At 68.3% G+C, this 22,473-nt stretch carries 16 protein-coding genes; 8 read left to right on the top strand and 8 right to left on the bottom strand.

Features of this window, described 5'->3' with window-relative positions; all coding sequences use genetic code 11:
• The first annotated feature begins 36 nt into the window (after window positions 1–36).
• Complete coding sequence (parC, locus tag AC3ITN_RS06655) at window positions 37–2,280, top strand: DNA topoisomerase IV subunit A (RefSeq protein ID WP_489392431.1); 2,244 nt, start codon at window positions 37–39, stop codon at window positions 2,278–2,280.
• Window positions 2,281–2,447: 167 nt separating this feature from the next.
• On the opposite strand, the gene AC3ITN_RS06650 is transcribed toward parC, so the two are convergent.
• Window positions 2,448–2,936, bottom strand: a complete 489-nt coding sequence (locus AC3ITN_RS06650) for a bacterioferritin (RefSeq protein WP_489392430.1) — start codon at window positions 2,934–2,936, stop codon at window positions 2,448–2,450.
• A 169-nt stretch (window positions 2,937–3,105) separates the two neighbouring features.
• On the opposite strand from AC3ITN_RS06650, the gene AC3ITN_RS06645 reads away from it, so the two are divergent.
• Complete coding sequence (locus AC3ITN_RS06645) at window positions 3,106–5,436, top strand: penicillin acylase family protein (protein WP_489392429.1); 2,331 nt, start codon at window positions 3,106–3,108, stop codon at window positions 5,434–5,436.
• 375 nt (window positions 5,437–5,811) lie between these two features.
• Here AC3ITN_RS06645 and AC3ITN_RS06640 read toward each other — a convergent pair whose 3' ends face one another.
• Together AC3ITN_RS06640 and asnB are read right to left on the bottom strand one after the other, a co-directional pair.
• Window positions 5,812–7,206 carry a cation:proton antiporter domain-containing protein gene (locus AC3ITN_RS06640; protein WP_489392428.1) on the bottom strand — a complete coding sequence of 465 codons (1,395 nt, stop codon included), beginning with the start codon at window positions 7,204–7,206 and terminating at the stop codon, window positions 5,812–5,814.
• A gap of 178 nt (window positions 7,207–7,384) precedes the next feature.
• Window positions 7,385–9,076: an asparagine synthase B gene (gene asnB / locus AC3ITN_RS06635; RefSeq protein ID WP_489392427.1), complete on the bottom strand. Its 1,692-nt coding sequence runs from the start codon at window positions 9,074–9,076 to the stop codon at window positions 7,385–7,387.
• A gap of 315 nt (window positions 9,077–9,391) precedes the next feature.
• On the opposite strand from asnB, the gene AC3ITN_RS06630 reads away from it, so the two are divergent.
• Together AC3ITN_RS06630 and AC3ITN_RS06625 are read left to right on the top strand one after the other, a co-directional pair.
• A complete protein-coding gene (locus AC3ITN_RS06630) occupies window positions 9,392–10,267 on the top strand; it encodes a tetratricopeptide repeat protein (RefSeq protein ID WP_489392426.1) in 876 nt (291 codons plus the stop codon).
• A gap of 82 nt (window positions 10,268–10,349) precedes the next feature.
• Window positions 10,350–11,033, top strand: a complete 684-nt coding sequence (locus AC3ITN_RS06625; RefSeq protein WP_313348670.1) for a pentapeptide repeat-containing protein — start codon at window positions 10,350–10,352, stop codon at window positions 11,031–11,033.
• A gap of 476 nt (window positions 11,034–11,509) precedes the next feature.
• Here the strand turns inward: AC3ITN_RS06625 and dapE are convergent, their stop codons facing one another.
• Genes dapE through map form a run of 5 tightly spaced genes read right to left on the bottom strand, consistent with a single transcriptional unit; the run spans window position 11,510 to window position 17,466 of the window.
• Window positions 11,510–12,637, bottom strand: a complete 1,128-nt coding sequence (dapE, locus tag AC3ITN_RS06620; RefSeq protein WP_489392425.1) for a succinyl-diaminopimelate desuccinylase — start codon at window positions 12,635–12,637, stop codon at window positions 11,510–11,512.
• On the bottom strand, window positions 12,634–12,996 hold the full coding sequence (locus AC3ITN_RS06615) for an arsenate reductase (RefSeq protein ID WP_489392424.1): 363 nt from the start codon (window positions 12,994–12,996) through the stop codon (window positions 12,634–12,636). The genes dapE and AC3ITN_RS06615 overlap by 4 nt, the downstream gene beginning before the upstream one ends.
• Before the next feature lie 8 nt (window positions 12,997–13,004).
• A complete protein-coding gene (gene dapD / locus AC3ITN_RS06610; RefSeq protein ID WP_489392423.1) occupies window positions 13,005–14,051 on the bottom strand; it encodes a 2,3,4,5-tetrahydropyridine-2,6-dicarboxylate N-succinyltransferase in 1,047 nt (348 codons plus the stop codon).
• Window positions 14,051–16,690, bottom strand: coding sequence for a [protein-PII] uridylyltransferase (locus AC3ITN_RS06605; RefSeq protein ID WP_489392422.1), 2,640 nt, complete (start codon window positions 16,688–16,690; stop codon window positions 14,051–14,053). The genes dapD and AC3ITN_RS06605 overlap by 1 nt, the downstream gene beginning before the upstream one ends.
• Before the next feature lie 2 nt (window positions 16,691–16,692).
• Window positions 16,693–17,466, bottom strand: a complete 774-nt coding sequence (gene map, locus AC3ITN_RS06600) for a type I methionyl aminopeptidase (protein ID WP_313348676.1) — start codon at window positions 17,464–17,466, stop codon at window positions 16,693–16,695.
• A gap of 258 nt (window positions 17,467–17,724) precedes the next feature.
• On the opposite strand from map, the gene AC3ITN_RS06595 reads away from it, so the two are divergent.
• Genes AC3ITN_RS06595 through AC3ITN_RS06580 form a run of 4 tightly spaced genes read left to right on the top strand, consistent with a single transcriptional unit; the run spans window position 17,725 to window position 22,441 of the window.
• Window positions 17,725–18,249, top strand: a complete 525-nt coding sequence (locus AC3ITN_RS06595; RefSeq protein WP_489392421.1) for a Csu type fimbrial protein — start codon at window positions 17,725–17,727, stop codon at window positions 18,247–18,249.
• A 7-nt stretch (window positions 18,250–18,256) separates the two neighbouring features.
• Entirely contained in the window at window positions 18,257–19,015 is a 759-nt protein-coding gene (locus AC3ITN_RS06590; RefSeq protein ID WP_489392420.1) for a fimbrial biogenesis chaperone, read from the top strand.
• The gene (locus AC3ITN_RS06585) at window positions 18,966–21,407 is read left to right on the top strand and encodes a fimbria/pilus outer membrane usher protein (protein WP_489392419.1); all 2,442 of its coding nucleotides are present in this window, start codon (window positions 18,966–18,968) and stop codon (window positions 21,405–21,407) included. The genes AC3ITN_RS06590 and AC3ITN_RS06585 overlap by 50 nt, the downstream gene beginning before the upstream one ends.
• Window positions 21,404–22,441 (top strand): Csu type fimbrial protein, encoded by a 1,038-nt coding sequence (locus tag AC3ITN_RS06580; RefSeq protein WP_489392418.1) that lies wholly within the window; start codon window positions 21,404–21,406, stop codon window positions 22,439–22,441. Before AC3ITN_RS06585 ends, AC3ITN_RS06580 begins: the two co-directional genes overlap by 4 nt.
• The last annotated feature ends 32 nt before the right edge of the window (window positions 22,442–22,473 follow it).

The following is a 22,473-nucleotide window of genomic DNA, read 5'->3' as shown; positions in this document are numbered from 1 at the left end:
GCCGTCGCCGTCCCTTGCCACAGGTAACAATGCCGCATGACCGATCTTGCCCGCCCCGCCTTCCACGGCTTTGAACAGCTGCCCCTGCGCGAGTACGCCGAACGGGCGTACCTCGACTATTCGATGTACGTGGTGCTCGACCGTGCGCTGCCGTTCCTCGGCGATGGCCTCAAGCCGGTGCAGCGCCGCATCATCTATGCGATGAGCGAGCTGGGGCTGAACGCCGGCTCCAAGCCCAAGAAGTCCGCGCGCACCGTCGGCGACGTGATCGGTAAATACCACCCGCACGGTGACAGCGCGTGTTACGAGGCGCTCGTGCTGATGGCCCAGCCGTTCTCCTACCGCTACCCGCTGATCGAAGGCCAGGGCAACTTCGGTTCGACTGACGATCCCAAGTCGTTCGCGGCGATGCGTTACACCGAATCCAAGCTGACCCCGATCGCCGAAGTGCTGCTGGGCGAAATCAACCAGGGCACCACCGACTGGACCCCGAACTTCGACGGCACCCTGGAAGAGCCGACGTGGATGCCGGCACGCCTGCCGCACCTGCTGCTCAACGGCACCACCGGCATCGCCGTGGGCATGGCCACCGATGTGCCGCCGCACAACCTCAACGAGATCGTCAGTGCGCTGCTGCACCTGCTCGACGATCCGGAGGCGAGCATCGCCGACCTGCTGGAGCACGTGAAGGGCCCGGACTACCCAAGCGCGGCCGAGATCATCACCCCGGCCGCCGACCTGCGCAGCATGTACGAAACCGGCTACGGCAGCGTGCGCGCGCGGTCTACCTTCCTCAAGGAAGGCACCAACATCGTGATCAACGCGCTGCCCTTCCAGGTCTCGCCATCGAAGGTGATCGAACAGATCGCCGCGCAGATGCGGGCCAAGAAGCTGCCGTGGCTGGAAGACATCCGCGACGAATCCGACCATGCCAACCCGGTGCGGGTGGTGCTGATACCGCGTTCCAACCGGGTCGATGCCGAACAGCTGATGGGCCACCTGTTCGCCACCACCGACCTGGAGCGCAGCTACCGGGTCAACATGAACGTGATCGGGCTGGACGGGCGTCCGCAGGTGAAGAACCTGAAGATGCTGCTCAGCGAGTGGCTGCAGTTCCGCGGCACCACCGTGACCCGGCGCCTGACCCACCGCCTGGAAAGGGTCGAGCGCCGCCTGCACATGTTGGAAGGCCTGCTGGTGGCGTTCCTCAACCTGGATGAAGTGATCCACATCATCCGCACCGAGGACGAGCCCAAGGCGGCGTTGATCGCGCGCTTTGCGCTGAGCGACGACCAGGCCGAGTACATCCTGGAAACCAAGCTGAAGCAGCTGGCGCGCCTGGAGGAAATGAAGATCCGCGGCGAGCAGGATGAGCTGGCCAAGGAGCGCGACAGGATCCAGTCGATCCTGGACAGCAAGACCAAGCTGCGCAAGCTGATCCGCGACGAGCTGGTGGCCGACGCGAAGAAGTTCGGCGATGCGCGGCGTTCGCCGCTGGTGCAGCGGGGCGCGGCGCAGGCGATCGACGAGACCGAGCTGGTGCCGAGCGAGCCGATGACGGTGGTGCTGTCGGAGAAGGGCTGGATCCGCGCGGCCAAGGGCCACGACATGGACCCGTCCACGCTGTCCTACCGTGATGGTGACGCGCTGCTGGGTTCGGTGCGCGCGCGCAGCACCCAGCAGGTGGCGTTCCTGGACAGCGAGGGCCGCGCCTACTCGACGTTGATCCACACCCTGCCCTCGGCGCGCGGCAACGGTGAACCGCTCACCGGCCGCTTCTCGCCGGCCCCGGGCAGTGCGTTCATGACCCTGGCCAGTGGCGAGAACACCACCCGCTTCGTGCTGGCATCCACGCATGGCTACGGCTTCGTGACGCGCTTCGAGAACCTCACCGGCCGCAACAAGGCCGGCAAGGCGATGCTCAACCTGACCTCCGGTTCCAAGGTGCTGACCCCGGCCGTGGTCGCCAACCCGGACACCGACCGGATCGTGGCGGTCACCAGTTCGGGCAACCTGCTGGCGATTGCGGCCACCGACCTGCCGGAACTGGACAAGGGCAAGGGCAACAAGATCATCGACATCCCCAAGGCCAAGCTCGCCACCGAGCGGGTGGTCGCGGTGGTATCGGTGAGCCCCGGCAACACGCTGCTGGTGCGCAGCGGCGCGCGCACCATGAACCTGTCGTTCAAGGATCTGGACACGTACCTGGGCACGCGTGCGACGCGTGGGCATCTGCTGCCGCGTGGCTGGCAGAAGGTGGAAGGATTGTCGGTGGAATGATGTCCTTGCGACGGACATGAAAAAACGGCCGGGGAAACCCGGCCGTTTTTCGTTTGGTTGCACGGTAGAGCCGACTGTTAGTCGGCTCTACCCAGTCGCTCCAAAGCGGGCGAGGTTCCTGCGGCGTGCTGGCAGACGCTGGCTGGCATGCAGGTCCCGGAAAGCACTCAATGCGCGGCGGTGCCCTTCGCGTCGATCTTGCTGGTCTGGTACAGGGCCAGGCCGAGGCGCTTGATCAGGCCCAGCTGCTGCTCCAGCCACCAGGCGTGGTCTTCCTCGGTGTCCTTGAGCTGCACCAGCAGCATGTCGCGGCTCACGTAGTCCTGGTGCTGTTCGCACAGCTTCATGCCGGCGGCCAGGTTGTCGCGCACGCTGTACTCGGTGTCCAGGTCCTTCCGCAGCATTTCTTCCACGGTCACGCCGGGCGCGAACACGTGCGGGCGCATGTCCGGATCGCCGCCCAGGAACAGGATGCGGCGAAGCAGCGCATCGGCATGCTGGGTCTCTTCTTCCATCTCGTGGTTGAGGCGCTCGTACAAGGCGAACAGGCCCTGGTCCTCGTAGCGGCGCGAATGGATGAAGTACTGGTCGCGCGCGGCCAGCTCGCCGCGCAGCAGCTCCTTCAGGCAGGCAATGACGTCGGGATGGCCTTTCATGGGGGGTCTCCAGTGAATCGATGGGGCCATGGTGCCCTATCCCGGACCGCCGTGATCTAATCGGAATCAGTTGCATGCGCAGGCGCAGTCGGGGCCGGCGGCAACGCGTTCCACCGCAGGGTGGATAACCGGGCACGCCCCGGCCTTACGTGGTTTTCAGGGAGCCGGGATGCGTCGTTGGCTGAAGCGGGGTGCGTGGGGTCTGGTGCTGCTGGTGCTGGTCGTGATCGGCCTGGTGTGGTGGCTGCTGCGCGGCAGCCTGCCCACGCTTGACGGGGAACAGCACCTCACCGGGCTGCAGGGGCGGGCCAGCGTTACCCGCGATGCGCTGGGCGTGGTCACCATCGACGCCGGCAGCGAAGCCGATGCGATGCGCGCCCTGGGCCTGGTGCACGCGCAGGAACGCTACTTCGAGATGGACCTGATGCGCCGCTCCGCCGCCGGTGAGCTGTCGGCGCTGTTCGGACCGGCCGCCGTGCCGATGGACCAGCGCATGCGCGCGCACCGCCTGCGCGCGCGCACCGACGCCCATCTTGCTGTGGCGATGGGTGACCGCCCGCAGGTCGTGCAGGCGTATGTGGAAGGCGTCAACAGTGGCCTCCAGGACCTGCGCGTGCGCCCGTGGCCGTACCTGCTGCTGCGCCAGGCGCCGGCCGCATGGACCGCCACCGATTCGGTGCTCACCGGGCTGGCGATGTATGCGGACCTGCAGGACCCCACCAACCAGAACGAACTGGCGATGCGCCGCATCCGTGACGTGGTGCCGCCGGCGCTGTATGCGCTGCTCAGCCACGATGGCAGCGAATGGGATGCGCCGTTGTTCGGTGAGGCGCGCGGCAATGCCGTGTTGCCGGACGCGGACGCAGTGCGATTGGGTAAGGATCAAGGTTCGGCAGCGGCCGGGAAAGCGGCGGACGCGGACGTGCACGGCAGCAACAACTTCGCGGTGGCCGGTGCGCTGACCGCCGATGGCCGCGCCATCCTGGCCGACGACATGCACCTGGGCCTGCGCGCACCGAACCTGTGGTTCCGCGTGCGCGTGCGTTTTCCCGATCCGGACGCGCCCGGCGGCAAGGTGGATGCGAGCGGCTTCTCATTGCCGGGCCTGCCGGCCATCGTGGTGGGCAGCAACGGGCATGTCGCCTGGGGCTTCACCAACAGCTACATCGACAATGCCGACTACGTGGCCGTACCGGCCGGTGCGGGCGGCATCACCACGCACCAGGAGCGGATCCAGGTTGCCGGCCAGCCTGATGTGATGCTGCGCGTGCGCGAAAGCGCGTGGGGGCCGCTGCTGCACGAGCGTGCGGATGGCAGCGGCGAGGCACTGCGCTGGACCGCCCAGCTGCCCGGTGCGGTGCGCCTGGACTTCGCCCACCTGGCGCGTGCGCGGGACCTGGACGACGCCCTGCGGATCGCCGACCGCGCCGGCATTCCGACCCAGAACCTGCTGTTGGCCGACCAGCACGGCCGGATCGCGTGGCGCCTGATCGGCGCACGCCCCGACCGTGCGGCGGAGTGCCCGCCGAACGGCGCCACCTCCGTCGCGCCCGCGACCTGCGCCCCCTGGTCAATCCGCAGCGACCACTCACCCGCCTTGGTCGACCCACCCACGCAGCGGTTGTGGACCGCCAACGGGCGCGTGCTGGATGGGGCCGACCTCGCGGTCGCCGGCAATGCCGGCTATGACCTGGGCGCGCGCGGCCGGCAGATCCGCGACGACCTCCTGGCGAAACAACGCTTCAACGAGAACGACCTGCTGGCCATCCAGCTGGACGACCGCGCGGTGTTCCTGGAACGGTGGTGGGGTGTGCTGCGGCAGGTGGTCGAACACAGCGACGATCCGGCGCTGAAGCGGCTGGAGGTGGCCAGCCGCCATTGGGAGGGCCGCGCGGCGCCCGATGCGGTGAGCTACCGGATCACGCGCGGATTCCGCGGCAAGGTGCAGGACATCGTGTCCGCCGGCCTGTTGGCACAGGCGAAAGCGACGTTGGGCGCGGCGTACCTGGAGCCGAAGCTGGCGCAGATCGAAGGGGTGCTGTGGCCGCTGGTCACGGAGCGGCCTGCGCATCTGCTGCCGCCACCGTACAAGGACTGGGACGCGCTGCTGGCCGATGCGGCGCGCCAGGCGGAGGCCGAGCTGGCCGGACAGGGGCCGGACCTGGCCAGGCGCACCTGGGGCGAGCGCAACACGGCGTCCATCTGCCACCCGATCAGCCGCGCCCTGCCCGCGTTCGCGCGGCCGTGGCTGTGCATGCCGGCCGATGGCCTGCCCGGCGACCGCGACATGCCGCGCGTACAGGGACCGGCATTCGGCGCTTCGCAGCGCATGGTGGTATCGCCCGGGCACGAGGACCAGGGCCTGATCCACATGCCCGGCGGCCAGAGCGGGCATCCGCTGTCGCCGTTCTGGGGGGCAGGACACGAGGATTGGGTGCAGGGCACGCCGACGCCGTTCCTGCCGGGCGAAGCCCGTTACACCTTGGTGCTCGAGCCGTAGCGCGGACTGTAGAGCGGACGGTAGAGCGGACTGTAGAGCGGACGGTAGAGCGGACTGTTAGTCCGCTGCCGTTGGCGATGCCCTCACCGGCCGCGCGTAGAGCAGCGGACGGTAGAGCGGACTGTTAGTCCGCTGCCGTTGGCGATGCCCTCACCGGCCGCGCGCAGAGCAGCGGACTGTAGAGCGGACTGTTAGTCCGCTGCCGTTGGCGATGCCCTCACCGGCCACGCGTAGAGCAGCGGACTAACAGTCCGCTCTACCCCGTCGTGTATCCGACCGTCGTGTATCCCGCCGTCGTGTATCCGACCGTCGTGTATCCGGCCGCGGTGCATACCGCCGTCGTGTATCCCGGCGCCGCCTATCCCGCCGTTGCGGTCAGGGGCGCGCCTTCCAGCGCTCCATCCCGCTCAGCAGCGGCCCGGTCATCGCCGTGGTGACCAGCGCCATGATCACCAGCACGGCGAACAGGCGGTCGCCGAGGAAGCCCAGCTCATAGCCCAGGTTGAGCACGATCAGCTCCATCAGGCCACGGGTGTTCATCAGCGCACCCAGCTTCCATGCCTCACGACTCTGCATGCCCGCGCTGCGTGCCGCGCTCCAGGTGCCAAACAGCTTGCCCAGCGTGGCCACCGCGATCACCACCGCACACAGCAGCAGGTCGCTGGCCTGCAAGGCATCGGCGCGCATGCGCAGGCCGGTCATGGCGAAGAACAACGGCAGCAGCAGGGTGACGGCGAATGGCTCGACCTTCTCGATCAACAGCGTGCGCAGCTGTGCATTGGACGACACCGCCACGCCCGCGGCGAACGCGCCGAACAGCGCATGGATGCCCAGCACCTCGGTGACCAGCGCGCTGGCCAGCGAGAGCAGCAGCACGCCCAGCAGCCAGCGGCCTTCGCTGCCCGGTCGGATGACCTGGCGCGAGAACCACGGCTTGACCAGGCCGAGCATCAGCGCGATGAACGCCACCACGCACAGCAGGCTGAGGCTGGCCGGGACCCAGCCGGTCGCCTGCGCCGCCGCGACGATCAGCGCCAGCAGGCACCATGCCGTGGCATCGCCGAGCGCCGCACAGGCGATGGCGGTCTGCCCCAGCGGCGTGTGGGTGAGGCCCCGATCAGCCAGGATGCGCAGCAGCACCGGGAACGCGGTGATGCTCAGCGAGATGCCGACAAACAGCGCGAACGCAGTGAAGCTGACGCCCTGCGGGCCATGTTCGGGGAACAGCCAGATCGCCAGCAGCACGCCCAGCACGAACGGCACGGCAATGCCGGCATGGCTGACGGTAAAGGCGAAACGGCGGCGGCCGCGCAGCCCGCCCAGGTCGAGCTCGGCCCCGGCCACCAGCAGGAACATCAGCACGCCCAGCTGGCTCAGCATGCCCAGCGGGCCCAGCGAGCTGGCCGGGAACAGGGCACTGTGCAGGTCGGGCAGCAGGCTGCCCAGCACCAGCGGCCCCATCATCAGTCCCGCGGCCATTTCGCCGATCACGGCCGGCTGGCCCAGCCGCTTCAGCAGCGCACCGGCGCCTTTGGCGACGACCAGCAGCACCAGCAGCTGCAGCAGGAACAGGCCGAGCGGCGACGCCAGGTGGTGGGCCCAGTCGCTGCCGACCACGGCCTCCGCCTTTGCTGCGGCGGCCGGCAGCTCCGGCCCGGCGTAGCGCGCCAGTGCGAGGCCGATGACCAGCGGAATCCCGGCCCAGGCCAGGTAGTGCCAACCCCATTTCATCCGCGGCACGTCGCCTCCGGTCTGTACGTCCATGAACATTCCCCAATGCATGAGGAGCGAATGTTACCCGGTAGTGCCGGCCGCTGGCCGGCTCCGCGCGATGCCTGGCGTACGAGGAGCCGGCCAGCGGCCGGCACTACGCCGGCTGCGCGCGATGCGTGGCGTACGAGGAGCCGGCCAGCGGCCGGCACTACCCGATGCCAGCCCCCCGGCCTTGTTACGCCAAGGCCTGCTCGTGCACGCCGGCCACGGCGCGGCCGGAGGGGTCGGCCATGGCTGCGAAGCTGGCGTCCCACGCGATCGCCGCGGGCGACGAACAGGCAATGGACTTCCCGCCGGGCACGGTCTCGGCCGCGGCCTGGGTCGGGAAGAACTGCTCGAATACGTGCCGGTAGTAGTAGGCCTCCTTGGTCTGCGGCGGGTTGTGTACGAAGCGCTTGTCCGCCGCGGCCATCACCCGGTCGCTGATCTGCGTCTCGGCGTGTGCCTTGAGGCCGTCGATCCAGCCGTAGCCGACGCCATCGCTGAACTGCTCCTTCTGCCGCCACAGGATCGAATCGGGCAGGTAACCCTCGAACGCTTCGCGCAGCACCGCCTTCTCTATCCGGCGCGCGCCGTTTGCGCCCTGCCCCACCATCTTGTGGCGCGCATCGATGCGCATGGCCACGTCGAGGAACTCGCGGTCCAGGAACGGCACGCGCGGCTCCACGCCCCAGGCCATCATCGACTTGTTGGCGCGCAGGCAGTCGTAGTTGTTGAGCGCATCGAGCTTGCGCACCAGCTCTTCGTGGAACTCGCGCGCGTTGGGTGCCTTGTGGAAGTACAGGTAGCCGCCGAAGATCTCGTCGCTGCCCTCACCGGACAGCACCATCTTCACCCCCATCGCCTTGATCCGCCGTGCCAGCAGGAACATCGGCGTCGACGCACGGATGGTGGTGACATCGTAGGTTTCCACATGGCGGATCACCTCCGGCAGTGCATCCAGGCCTTCCTCGAAGGTGTATTCGAAACCGTGGTGCACGGTGCCCAGCGCCTCGGCGGCGATGGCGGCCGCGGCGAGGTCGGGCGAGCCTTTCAGGCCGATCGCGAACGAATGCAGCCGCGGCCACCAGGCCTCGCTCTGATCGCCGTCCTCGATGCGGTGGCGGGCATAGCGCGCGGCCACGGCGGCCACCAACGACGAATCCAGGCCACCGGAGAGCAGCACGCCGTACGGCACGTCGGTCATCAACTGGCGGTGCACCGCGCGCTCGAAGGCGTCGCGCAGCGCGGCCCGGTCGGCCTCGACGCCCTCGACCGCGTCGTAGTCGCGCCACGGTCGCTCGTAGTAGCGGGTGAGCGTGTCGGTCGCGCTGTCGTACCAGTGACCCGGCGGGAACTGCGCGGCATCGGCACAGATGTCGACGAGCGACTTCAGCTCGGACGCCACCACAAGCCTGCCGTGCGCATCGTGCCCCCAGTACAGCGGCACCACGCCGATCGGATCGCGCGCGATCAGCACCCGCTGCTGGTCGCGGTCCCACAGCGCGAACGCGAAGATGCCGTTGAGGCGGTTGAGGAACGATGCAGGTGTGTCCTGCTGGTACAGCGCGTTGATCACTTCGCAGTCCGAGCCGGTCTGGAACGCGTACGGCTGGGCCAGCTCGGCCTTGAGTTCGCGATGGTTGTAGATCTCGCCGTTGACCGCGAGCGCCAGGCGGCCGTCCTCGGACAGCAGCGGCTGCGAGCCGCCGGCCGGGTCCACGATGGCCAACCGCTCGTGGACGAGGATGGCGCCGGCGTCGACATACACACCGCTCCAGTCCGGGCCACGGTGCCGCTGGCGTTGCGACAGGTCCAGCGCATGGCGGCGCAGTGCCGCGAGGTCATCGCCGGCCTGCAGGCCGAACATTCCAAAGATCGAACACATGGGAACAGCTCCTGATGATGGGGGAATACACGTCGTCTCTGCATCCGATCGGCCAAAAAAAAACCCGCATCGGCCGATGCGGGTTTTCTGGGGTCCGGGCGTTTGTTGCTTGTTCTAGCCCTGGTCGCAGTCCCGCATTGGCCGCGCACGATTATTCGCGCGCAGATTATTGCGGTTGGTGGTGTTGACGGCGGTGGCCAGGAGCGTGGACATGGATCGACCGTACCCCGGTTTTTCGCGGGGTGCAACTGTTGCGATGGCAACCTTCGGTTGTCGGGGGCGATAATCATGCCCCTTCTGCAGCACCGGACCGGAATGAACCCCTGCATCGGACGCACCGCCCTGCGGCTTGGCGTCGTCGCCTTCAGCCTCGCCCTGGCCGCCTGCGGCACGGCCCCCCTACGGACCCCGGCCAGCATCGCCCAGTCGCTGGAGACCGCAGCAGCGGACGGCAGCGTCGACAGCCTCTTGGACGCGGCCCGGACCTACGAGACCTTCAATGATCCGCGTGCGGTGGGCGCCTACGAGCGTGCTGCCGCCGTCACGCCCTGGACGTTCCAGAACAGCCAGGCCGAAGAAGCGCTGGGCCGGATCTGGACCCACGGTGAGCTGCTGCACGGCAGCGGACCGAACATCGTGCAGGGCGCCGCGCTGCGCCCGTCCCCGCGCCGCGCCGAGCGCTGGTATCGCGCCGCCGCCGCGCACGGCAACCCGATGGCCATGTTGATGCTGGCCAGGTTCTACCGCGACCGCGGTGACGCGGCCAGCGCGCTGCGCTGGGATCTGCGCGCGACGATCTACCACCGCATGTCGTCGGAATCCTCGCGGCTGCCCCAGGCCATTGCGCCGAAGGACGGCGTGACGCACCCGCTGGTGCTCGATATCCAGGCGCGTGCACGTCGTGGCGACGCAGATGCGCAGGTCGATCTCGGCACCCTGTACGAAACCGGCATGGGGCTGCCTCGCGATGGCGAACAGGCCCTGCACTGGTACGGGCAGGCGGCGGCACAGGGCAATGTCCATGGCCAGTATTTCAGCGGCCTGCTGCTGGGCCGCGGTCGAGCGGGCGTGGCGCGCGATGTGGATGCGGCCGCCGGCTGGTTCGCGAAGGCGTATGCACAGCGGTTCTACCTGGCCGGCGAGACGTATTGGCGCAAGACCATCGAGCCGCCGTTCTGGACGTTTGACTGAGGGCGCGGCAGCGCAGGCTGTACACACCGCGCGAGCGCTTTCAAGTCTGCCTCTTCGCCTTGGCATCGCCCAGAATAGCGGCATGAATACCGCCACTTTCCGCGACGAGACCATCACCCGCGAACGCATGCAGGCCATCGTGGCTGCGCATCCACGCGCGGCCGTGTTCGAAGGCTGCACGTTCGACAACGGCGACTTCTCGCGGCTGGACATGGATGGATTCCAGTTCAACCACTGCTCGGTCGCCGGCGCCTGCTGGCTGGCGGGGTCGCTGGAGGAGAGCCAGTGGACGAAATGCCGCGGTGGCCAGTGCGATTTCAGTTCAGCCCTGCTCAGTGATGCGCGCTTCTCGCACTGCGATCTGAACAACAGTCACTGGCGTCGCGCGACGTTGTCTTCGGTACGCTTCGAGGACTGCAAGCTGACCGGCGCGCACCTGCAGGAAGTGACCGGCTGGGCGCTGGAATTCCGCGATTGCCTGCTGGTCAGCGCCGACCTGCGCGGCCTGTCGTTCCGCAAGGCCCAGCTGGAGGGCATGGATTTTTCCGACGCCGAACTCTCCGGCTGTGACTTCCGCGACGCGGTGTTCGAGGGCGGCAGCCTGCGCAACGCGCAGACCCGGCTGACCCGGTTTGAAGGCGCGGACCTGCGCGGCACCGACATCACCGGGCTGAACGTGATGGACAGCAAGCACTTCAAGAAGGCGGTGATCTCGCAGCGCCAGGCCGCGGCGGCGCTGGCCGCGTTCGGGTTGATCGTGGCGTGATGGCAGGGTGGGAATGGCTGGGTGGGAACGACCAACTGCGTGGAGCCGACTGGGTAGAGCCGACTGTTAGTCGGCTGTTCCGGCAAACGGCAGCCGACTAACAGTCGGCTCTACCCAGTCGGTTGTCATCGGTCGGTTGTCATCGGTCGGTTGTCATCGGTCGGTTGTCATCGGTCGGTTGTCATCGGTCGGTTGTCATCGGTCGGTTGTCATCGATCGGTTGTCATCGGTCGGTTGTCATCGATCGGTTGTCATCGATCGGTTGTCATCGATCGGTTGTCATCGATCGGTTGTCATCGATCGGTTGTCATCGATCGGTTGTCATCGATCGGTTGTCATCGATCGGTTGTCATCGATCGGTTGTCATCGATCGGTTGTCATCGATCGGTTGTCATCGATCGGTTGTCATCGATCGGTTGTCATCGGCCGGTTGTGATCTGCCCGTTGCGATCAGCCGGTTGTACCCCGTTGCCAGCTCAACTGAGCAACCGCTCCACCAGCCGCAGGTACAGCGCCGGCAGCCGCTCCAGATCCGCGACCCGCACATTCTCATCGACCTGGTGGATGCTGGCATTCACCGGCCCCACCTCGATGCACTGCGCGCCCAGCGGCGCGATGAAGCGCGCGTCCGAGGTCCCGCCGCCGGTGCTTTCCTCCGGCGGGCCGCCGGCGAACTCACCCAGCACCTCACGCGCTACCCGGCGCAGCGTGCCTTCCGGCGTATAGAACGGTTCGCCGCTGCGATGCCATGCGAGGGTGTAGTCCAGCGCATGGCGGTCCAACAGCGCGGCGATCTCCTGCTCCAGCACCGGCGCATTCCAGTGCGGGTTGTAGCGCAGGTTGAACAGCACCCGCAGCTCGCCGGGAATCACGTTGTTGGCCCCGGTGCCGGCCTGGAGGTTGGACACCTGCAGGCTGGTCGGCGGGAAACTCTCGAAGCCGTCGTCCCACTGCCGGGCAGTGAGCTCGGCCAGCGCGGGCGCCGCCAGGTGGATGGGATTGCGCGCCTTGTCCGGATAGGCCACATGCCCCTGCACGCCCTTCACCGTCAGCGTGGCCGACAGGCTGCCGCGACGTCCCACCCGCAGCAGATCGCCGAGCACCGCCGTGGACGACGGCTCACCGGTGATGCACCAGTCGATGGCCTGGCCGCGCGTGCGGAAGAGATCGGCCACGCGGCGAACGCCGTCGATGGCATCACCCTCCTCATCACTGGTCAGCAGCACCGCAAGCGTGCCAGGGTGATCGGGATGCGCCGCGACGAACTGTTCGGCGGCGACCACGAACGCGGCCACGCTGCCTTTCATGTCCGCCGCGCCGCGCCCGTACAGCACGCCGTCGCGGATCTCCGGGTCAAACGGATCGCTGGTCCACGCCGACACCGGCCCGGCCGGCACCACGTCGGTGTGGCCGAGCAGCACCAGCACCGGCGAACCGGCGCCATGGGTGGCCCACAGGTTGTCGACCTCGCCCAGCCGCAGGTGCTCGCACTGGAAACCCGCGCGCTCCAGCCGCCCGGCCAGCACTGCCTGGCAACCGGCGTCCTCGGGGGTCACCGAGGCACGCGCGATCAGGTCGCAGGTCAAGGCAACGACGTCGTTCACGCGCCCACTCCGAACCGCTGCTTGAAGCCGTTGTCCGAGAAGCCCTGGGTCATCACGCCGTCGGCGCTGACCAGCACCGGCCGCTTGATCAGCTGCGGGTACTCGCGCAGCAGCAGCTTCCATTCGGCCTCGGAGTCGGCCGCCTTGCGGTTCTCGGGCAGCTGCCGCCACGTGGTGGAGGACCGGTTGATCAACGCAGGAAAACCACCGGCCTGGGCGGCCCAGTCGATCAGGGTCTCCGGCGAAGGCTTCTGCTCGCGGTAGTCGACGAAGGTGTACGGCACCTGGAAACGGTCCAGCCACCTGGTGGCCTTCCTGCAGGTATCGCAGTTCTTCAATCCGTAGACGGTGGTCGTCATCGCGGGACTCAGTCGGCCAGGCCGCGCAGCAGGTCGTTGACGCTGGTCTTGCTGCGCGTCTTTGCATCGACCTGCTTGACGATCACCGCGCAGTACAGCGAGTGCGAACCGTCCTTGGACGGCAGCTGGCCGGAGACCACCACGCTGTAGGGCGGCACCGAACCGTAGCTGATCTCGCCGGTGGCGCGGTTGTAGACGCGGGTGCTCTGGCCCAGGAACACACCCATGCCGATCACGCTGTGGTGGCCGACCACGAAGCCTTCCACCACTTCCGAACGCGCGCCGATGAAGCAGTGGTCCTCGATGATGGTCGGGCTGGCCTGCAGCGGCTCCAGCACGCCGCCGATGCCGGCACCGCCGGACAGGTGGCAATGCTTGCCGATCTGCGCGCACGAACCCACCGTGGCCCAGGTATCGACCATGGTGCCCTCGCCCACGTAGGCGCCGATGTTGGTGAAGCTCGGCATCAGCACCACGTCCTTGCCGAAGTAGCTGCCACGACGGGCGATCGCGCCCGGTACCACGCGTACGCCGGCGCGGCGGAACTTGGCTTCATCGAACCCGGCAAAACGCGATTCGACCTTGTCCCAGAACGGCGCAGGACGCGCATCGACCACGGCCATGTCGTTGACACGGAAATACAGCAGCACCGCCTTCTTCAGCCACTCGTTGACCTTCCAGCCACCGTGGCCATCCGGCTCGGCAACGCGGAATTCGCCGGTTTCCAGGCCGTCGATGACCCGGCCGACCAGCGGCTTGGTCGAGCCTTCCAGTTCGTGCAGGGTCAGCGTGGCGCGGCGCTCGAAGGCACTTTCAATACCGAACTTGAGTTCTTCCACGCCCGGCGTGGCCGGCTTGCGCAGCGACTTGCGCGCGATGTTGGCGTCGCGGCTGGCGCTGCGCTTGGCCGCGCTCTCGGCCGGGCTGGTGGCTTTCTTGACGGCCTTTTTGGCCGCAACCGGCTTCTTCACGGCGGGCGCGGGCGTGGCGCTGGCAGCGGTGGTCTTGGCCGCCGCGGTCTTGGCGGCAGTCTTCTTGGCAGGCTTGGTGGCCATCAGTGGGGGTCTCCGGCGTTTCGATCAGGATCCAGGCAGGCCAGCATGGCGTCGTGCAGCTGCTGCCTGGCGGTGTCGGTCAGGGGGTGGTCGTGCTCATCGCTGATCACGAACATGTCTTCGGCGCGTTCGCCGAACGTGGCAATGCGCGCGTCATGCACGCGCAGGCCCTGGTTGCGCAACACGAAAGCGACGTCGGCCAGCAGCCCGGGGCGGTCGGGTGCGACCAGGCTGAAGCGCGTGCCGCCGGTGTCGTTGTCGTTGGCATCGCGGAACTCGATCCGCGGCGCGAAACGGAAATGCCGCAACTGGCGCGGAATCACCCGCCGCGAGGGACGCAACCGGGTGAGGTCGCCGGCCAGCGCATCGCGCAGGGCCGCTTCCAGCCGCACCGGGTCGCCGTCGGCGAAGCTGTCGGCCGGGGTCACCTCGAAGGTATCGAAGATCGTCTCCACCGGACCGTCCAGTACCCGCGCACGGTGGATGCCGTAGCCCTTGCGGTCCAGGGTCATCACGATCGCGGCGAACAGGCCATCGCGGTCGGGAGAATGCACGAACACTTCCAGTGCATCGTCATCGGCGCTGATCCGGCGCACCTTGACCAGGGTCTGGCCCTGCTTGAGCGGCACCAGCGCGGCGGCCTGCCAGGCGAGCTGCTCGGGGCGCAGGCGGATGAAGCTCTCGTCGGGCATCACCGTGAACTGGCGGTCGATGGTGGCATCGTCATAGCCGCGTTCGCGCACCAGCGCACGCACCGAGTCGCGCGCCTCCAGCACGCGTTCGGCGGCCGGCATCTGGTTTTCCAGGCCGTCGCGCAGCGCGCGCCGCGCCGCGAAATAGAGGTCGGCCAGCAGCCGGTCCTTCCAGGCGTTCCACAGCTTCGGGCTGGTCCCGGCGATGTCGGCGCAGGTCAGCAGGTAGAGATAGTCCAGGCGGTCGCGGCTGGCAACAAGGCTGCCGAAGCGATGGATCACGTCCGGGTCGGAGATGTCCTGCTTCTGCGCGGTCACCGACATGCGCAGGTGCTGTTCCACCAGCCACGCCACCAGTTCGGTGTCGGATGCACTCAAGCCATGCGCCTGGCAGAACGCGCGTGCGTCCACCGCGCCCAGCTCCGAGTGATCGCCGCCACGGCCCTTGGCGATGTCATGGAACAACCCGGCCAGCAGCAGCAGCTCGGGCTTGCGCAGGCGCGGCCACACCTCGTGTGCGATCGAGAAGCGCTCGTCGGCACGGCTGCTGGAAAACAGGCCGATGTTGCGCAGGACCATCAGCGTGTGCTGGTCCACCGTGTACACATGGAACAGGTCGAACTGCATGCGCCCGGAGACCTGCGCGAAGGCGGGAATCCACTGACCCAGCACGCCCAGTCGTGCCATGCGGGCCAGCGTATCGACCGCACGCGGGCTGCGCAGCAGCGCCATGAACTGCTCGCGCGCTTTCTCCCCGGCCTGTTCGTAGGGCGGCAGGTCGGCCAGCGATTCGGCCAGCGCGCGCGCCGTCAGCGAATGCAGGCCGCGCACGTCGGGGTTGTAGGCCCAGCTGGCGAACAACGCGAACACCTGTTCGATGTCGCCCTGCGGCCAGCTCGGGTCGTTCGCGGCCAGGTAGCCGCGGCGCAGCGAGAAGCCCACGCTGACCGGCTCGGGCACGGCCTCGCCGTCGAACTGCTCTTCGAAACGCTGCAGCAACCGGTCGCTGATCCGCCGCACCACGGTGGCGCTGCGGTAGAAGCCCTGCATCATCTTCTCGACCGCCAGGCTCTCGACGTCGTCAACGAAACCGAGCCGCGTGGCGAGGGTCTTCTGGTAGTCGAACCGCAGGCGTTCTTCGGGCCGGTTGGCCACCAGGTGCAGGCCGAAGCGGAGCTGCGCCAACGCGCAGCGCTCGCGCTTCAACGCGGCGGCCTCGTCCGGGCCCAGATGCCCCAACCCGACCAGCGCTTCCAGCTCGCGCACGCCAAACGCGCGCAGTGCCATCCAGCCCAGCGTATTGAGATCGCGAAGCCCGCCCGGGCCGTCCTTGATGTCCGGCTCCAGGTTGTCGGCGGTGTCGCCGAAACGCTGATGGCGCGCCAGCAGTTCGTCGCGCTTGGCCAGGAAGAAGTCGCGCGGTGGCCACAGACCGTCGGCATTGACGGCCTGCTTCAGGGCCTGCCGCGCCGCGTCGTCCGCGGAAAGCGGGCGTGCTTCGATCAACGCGGTGAGGACCGTCTGATCGGCACTGGCCTGCACGCATTCCTGCGCCGAGCGCACCGCATGGCTCACCGGCAGACCGCAATCCCACAGGAGGGCGAACAGGCGCGCCAGCGCACCTTCATGCGCGCGCTGTGCGGCGGTCGGCCCGAACACCAGCAGGTCGATGTCCGAGCGCGGGAACAGCTCGCCGCGTCCGTAACCGCCCACGGCAAACAGCGCCAGGCCGGCACCGGCCGGCACGCAGCGCTGCCAGGCCAGGCGGATCAGGTGATCGGCTGCGCGCGCGCGCAGCGCCAGCAGGCGCTCGATGTTGTCGCCCTGGTCGAAGCGGCGGTACAGGCGCGCATCGGCCTGCTGCAGGGTCTGGCGCGCCTCCGCGGCCCACTCGGGGTCGGCGACGACGGTGGCCGGCGCGTCCAGGGTCGGGCTCGCCGGCAGCATGCTCAGACCTGCGATTCGCCGGGCGACAGCGTCAGCACATCCACGCCGGTCTCGGTGACCGCGATCATGTGCTCCCACTGCGCCGACAGCTTGCGGTCCTTGGTGACCACGGTCCAGCCATCCGGAAGCACCTTGTTGTAGCGGGTGCCCTCGTTGATCATCGGCTCGATGGTGAAGGTCATGCCCGGCTGCAGCACCAGGCCCTGGCCGGGACGTCCGTAGTGAACCACCTGCGGTTCGTCGTGGTAGACCTTGCCGATGCCGTGTCCGCAATACTCGCGCACCACGCTGAAGCGCTCGCCTTCGGCCAGCGACTGGATCGCATGGCCGATGTCGCCCAGCGTCGCGCCCGGCTTCACCGCGCGGATGCCGGCCCACATCGCCTGGTACGTGGTATCCACCAGGCGCTTGGCCATCGTCGACGGCGTGCCGACGCAATACATGCGGCTGGTATCGCCGTGCCAACCGTCCTTGATCACGGTCACATCGATGTTGACGATGTCGCCGTCCTTCAGGACCTTGGCTTCACTGGGGATGCCGTGGCAGATGACGTTGTTGACCGACGTGCAGACCGTTTTCGGGAAGCCGCGATAGCCGACATTGGCCGGCGTGGCCTTCTGCACGTTGATGATGTGGTCGTGGCAGATGCGGTCCAGCTCTTCGGTCGTCACGCCCGGCTTGACGTGGGGGGTGACGATGTCGAGCACCTCGCTGGCCAGCCGGCCGGCGATGCGCATCAGTTCGATTTCCTGGGGGGTTTTCAGATTCACGCTCATGCCGGCCATTATCGCCGATCCGGAGCCATTCTGAACGGGAATTGCTGGAACGCTGACAGCCCGTGTTCGGGCCGGTGAGGGTCCCGGAGGCGCCGCCGCCCCGCCCGCAACGTAAAAAGTGTGAAAACCGGCCAGTTTTCGTCACATCCCCCCTACAACCCCGCTCTTATAAGAGGGTCAGCGCCTCCGGGCGCCCTCCCCCTGCAGTACGGCGGCATCGATTCGTTCATCCAGGACCTCAGTCCAAGGAGAAAACCCATGCGATCCCTGCGACCCCTGCTGTTCAGCCTTGGCCTGGCGGCCGTCTCCGCGCCCGCCATTGCGGCCGATACCACCACGTTCAACGTCAAGATCATCATCACCAAGGCCTGCACGATCACGGCCGCCGCGGCGACCGACGTCGATTTCGGCTCGGCCCTGTCCACCGCCACCACCCCGTCCAACGCGCAGGGCACGATCACCGCGCAGTGCTCGGCGCTGACGCCATACACCATCGCGCTCAATGCCGGCTCCAACCCGGGCACCGCGAACGACGTCACCACCCGCCGCATGAAGAACACCAATGCGGCGGTGACCACCAACAACTTCGTGGGCTACCAGCTGTACCAGGATGCCGGCCACAACACGGTATGGGGTGCCACGACCGGCACCAATACCGTTGCCGCCACGGGGACCGGCCTTGCGGTGCCCTACAACGTCTATGGCCAGGTGGCCAATCCCAGCGTGAACAACGCCGCTACCGGTAGCTACCAGGACACGGTCACCGCCACCATCTCCTACTGAGGTCGCCATGCCGGAACTCGAACGAGGGCGCGCACCGCGCGCCACGACGGGCGGGCGCGCCTGGGGGATGCTGCTGCTGTTGCTCGCCTGCGCGGGTGCGTCGGCGGCCAGCCTGCAGGTGGCGCCGACCTCGTTGCAGCTGACGCCACGCCAGAATGCCGAAGCGTTGTGGATCAGCAACAGCGGTACCGCGCCGGTGGATGTGCAGGCGCGGGTATACCGCTGGACCCAGCATGATGGGCGCGACACCCTCGACCCCACCACCGAGCTGGTGGTGAGCCCGCCGATGCAGACGCTGGCCGCCGGTCAGCAGCAGCTGATCCGGGTGGTCCGCGCCGACCCCACCCCACCGCCGGCGCAGCTGGCCTACCGGGTCATCGTCGATGAGGTGCCGGCCCTGGACCCGGGTCGGCAGGGGATGCAGTTCGTGCTGCGCTACTCGCTGCCGGTGTTCATCCAGCCCGAAGGCGATCTGGCGCCACGCCCGGACCTGCAGGCCCGCGTGCTGCCCGAGGCCGACGGCAGACTGGTGCTGGAGGTCCACAACCGCGGCACCGGCCATGCCCAGCTGGCCGACCTTGCGGTAGGCACGCCGCAGCAGCCGCAGATAGTCCAGCCCGGCCTGGTGGGTTACGTGCTCAGCGGCCAGACCATGCGCTGGCCGCTGGACATTACTGCCGCCCGCATGGTCGGGGCGACGCTTTCGGCAAAGATCAATGGCGCGTCGGATCCCACGCCACTGTCCCCGACACCACCGGCTCGCTGAGGCCTGCGTGCGGATCGCGCTGGCGACAGGCGTGGCTTCGTCGGGTCTGGCGCCCGCCGCGCTGGCCGCCGGGCGCGTGCTCGAGGGCGGCGCCGACATCGGGGCCAGCGGCGCCTCGGGCGAAGCGATGCTGCCCTCGCCCACGCCGTTGACCGCGCCGCAGACGCTGTACCTGGACGTCACCCTCAATGGCAGCCCACGCGGGCTGCTGCCGTTCACCGAACTGGCCGGCCAGCTGCGCGCCGACCCGGCCGTGCTGCGGCAGCTGGGCTTCAGCGCGCGCGGCGACGCCCCCGTGCCGCTGGAGCAGATCAGCGGCGTGGTGATGCGCTACGACGCCGCGCTGCAGACCCTCGCGCTGGAGGTTCCCCTGGCGCAGCTGAGCCTGCCGACCACCCAGCTTGGCCCCAGCGCCGAGACCACGCCGGAGGCCCGCGCCTCGCCGGGCGCGCTGCTCAACTACGACCTGTACGCCAGCCACAACCAGGATGTGGGCAACCTGGCCCTCACCACCGAATGGCGCGTGTTCGGGATCGGCAACGGCGTGCTGCAGAGCAGCCAGCTGCTGCGCACCTATCAGGATGGCCTGGACCGCGACTGGCGCGGCGAAAGCGTGCGCCTGGACAGCCGCTGGCAGCTGGACTTCCCCGACAGCGCGGTGACCCTCACCGTCGGCGATTTCTTCAGCGGGTTCGTGGACTGGAGCCGGCCGGTGCGCATGGGCGGCATCCAGGTGGGGCGCAACTACGGGCTGCAGCCGTACCGCGTACTCACCCCCACCCCCAGCTTTCTCGGCGAAGCCGTGGTGCCCTCCAGTGTCGAGCTGTATGTCGATGGCCTGCGCCAATACAACGGCGAGGTGCCGGTCGGGCCGTTCCAGCTGGCCGCGCAGCCCGGCATCAGCGGCACCGGTAATGCGCAGGTGGTGATCACCGATGCCTACGGGCGCATGCAGACCCTGGATTTCGCCTTCTACGGCACCCAGCAGCTGCTGGCACCGGGACTGTCGGACTGGTCGGTGGGCGCGGGTCGCATGCGTCGCGACTACGGCATCCGCTCGTTCTCCTACGACAGCGCCACGGTGGGCAGCGGCACGTGGCGCTATGGCGCCAGCGAGCGTTTCACCGCCGAGCTGCATGCCGAAGGCGGCGGCGGCGTGGCCTCCGCCGGCGCCGGCGGGTGGCTGCTGCTGGGCCGGGGCGGCGTGCTCAATGCGTCCTACGCGCACAGCCGCCGCGACGGACGCGATGGCGGCCAGTGGGCGCTGGGCTACAGCTGGAACAACCGGGTATTCAATATCAATGCCGCCACCCGCCGCACCCACGGCCAGTTCCAGGACCTGGGCAGCCTGCAGGGCGCACTCCCGCCGGAAGTCATCGACCAGCTCACCGTCGGCGCCAGTCTCGGCCGGGGTGGCTCGCTGAGCGCGAGCTATCTGCGCCTGTCCTACCCCGATGGCGACGACACGCGCTACGCCAGCCTGTTCTGGAACCGCACCTTCTCCGATCGTTTCTCCGCGTATGTGTCGGCCAACCAGAACCTGTCCGACAGCCGTGACCGCAGCGTCTACCTCTCGCTGTCGGTGAACCTGGGGCGCAACCGCCAGGGCAGCGTCTCGGCGCAGCGCAACGGCGACCGCACCCTGTATGCCGTGGATGTTTCGCAGCCGGTGCCCGGCGACGGCAGCCAGGGTGGCTATGGCTGGCGCGTGCAGGCCCGGCACGGCGACGACGGCACCGGCGGGCTGGCCGAGCTGGGCTGGTTGAACCGGGTCGGGCGCTACTCGCTGGGCGTGGCCCGCCAGGGCGACGCCGACTTCGCCTATGCCAACGCCAGCGGCAGCGTGGTCTGGATGGGCGGACACCTGTTCGCAGCGCGCGAAGTGCCCGATGCGTTCGCCGTGGTGTCCACCGATGGATTCGGCGGCATTCCGGTGCGGCTGGAAAACCGGCCCATCGGGACCACCAACGACAAAGGCCTGCTGCTGGTCACGCCGCTGCTGTCCTGGCAGCGCAACCGGCTGTCGATCGATACCCTGGATCTGCCGGCCGACATGCGCGCCGAGCGGGTCGACACCTGGGTCACGCCCCGGCAGAGCGCCGGGCTCGGGGTGGACTTCGGGCTGCGCCGGACTCGGTCCACCACCGTGGTGCTGCATGACGCGCAAGGGCGTCCGCTGGCCGCGGGCAGCCAGGTGCAGCTGCCGGACGGTCGCCGCACCACGGTCGGATATGACGGCGAAGCCTACCTGGAAGACCTGCCCGCCCAGACCCCGCTGCAGGTCGACACCGCGCAGGGCCGCTGCCGGGTGACGCTGAGCATGACCTACGCCAACGGCACGGCGCCGGCGCGGATGGGCCCGCTGCGCTGCCTGCCGGAACCGCCACGATGAGCCTGCGCGCGTGGCTGCCGTGGTTGTTCCTGCTGGCGGCGCTCGGCGGCGCCGGTGCGGCCCGCGCCGATACGACCTGCACCACCACGACGCCGGTGACCCTGGCGTTCGGCAACATCACCAATGCCGCCGGCACCCCCACCAGCAGCACCACCACCTTCAAGATCTCCTGCAGTACCGCCGGTCTCAGCCTGCTGGCAACCGCCTCGGTGCGCGCCTGTGTCGGGCTGGGCACCGGCAGCACCGGGGCCACGCTGTCGCCCCTGCGCCAGATGACCAACGCCACCAGCGACCCCATGAGCTACCAGCTGTACACCAGCGCGGCGATGAGCACGATCTGGGGCCTGACGCCCGGCACCAGCCCGGCGCCGCTGGTGGTGGACCTCAACTATTCCGTGCCGCTGCTGGGCGGCAGCGGCGAAGCCACCGTGGTGATCTACGGGCGGGTGCCGGCGTCGCAGACGCTGTCGTCGGGCAGCTACAGCAGCGCGTTCACCCTGGCCAACGTGCGCCTGGAATACGCCTTCAACGAAGTGCTGCTGGGCACCGCCTCCGCGCCGGCGCTGTGCACCACCAGCAGCGGCGTCAGCGGCCACAAGACCGCCACCGGCGGCTTCCCGTTCACGGTCACCGCCAACGTGCTTCCCCAGTGCAGCACCTATGTCACCACCGACATGGATTTCGGCAGCAACCCCGGCGCGATCGCCGCCAACATCGACCGCACCTCGACCATCGGGCTGACCTGCCTCAACCGCACCGCCTACACGATCGCACTGGACAACGGCCTGTACCCGTCCGGGACGGTCAGGCGAATGCGACACGCCACCGATCCCACGTGGTTCATCCCCTACGAGCTCTACAGCGACAGCAACCGCAGCCAGCGCTGGGGCAGCACGGCCAATGTCGACAGGGTCAGCGGCACCGGTACGGGCAGTGCCCAGCAGCTCACCGTGTATGGTCGCGCACCGGCCAGCACCGGTCCGGTGGCCGCAGGCAGCTACAGTGACCAGATCAAGGTGACCATCACCTACTGAGCCGCGCTCAAGTCCGGCGCCGGCAGGCCGAT

Source organism: Stenotrophomonas sp. KH_036_B, from assembly GCF_057839485.1.
Note: the sequence above shows the minus strand (reverse complement) of the source record. Positions and strands in the feature narration are given on the sequence as shown.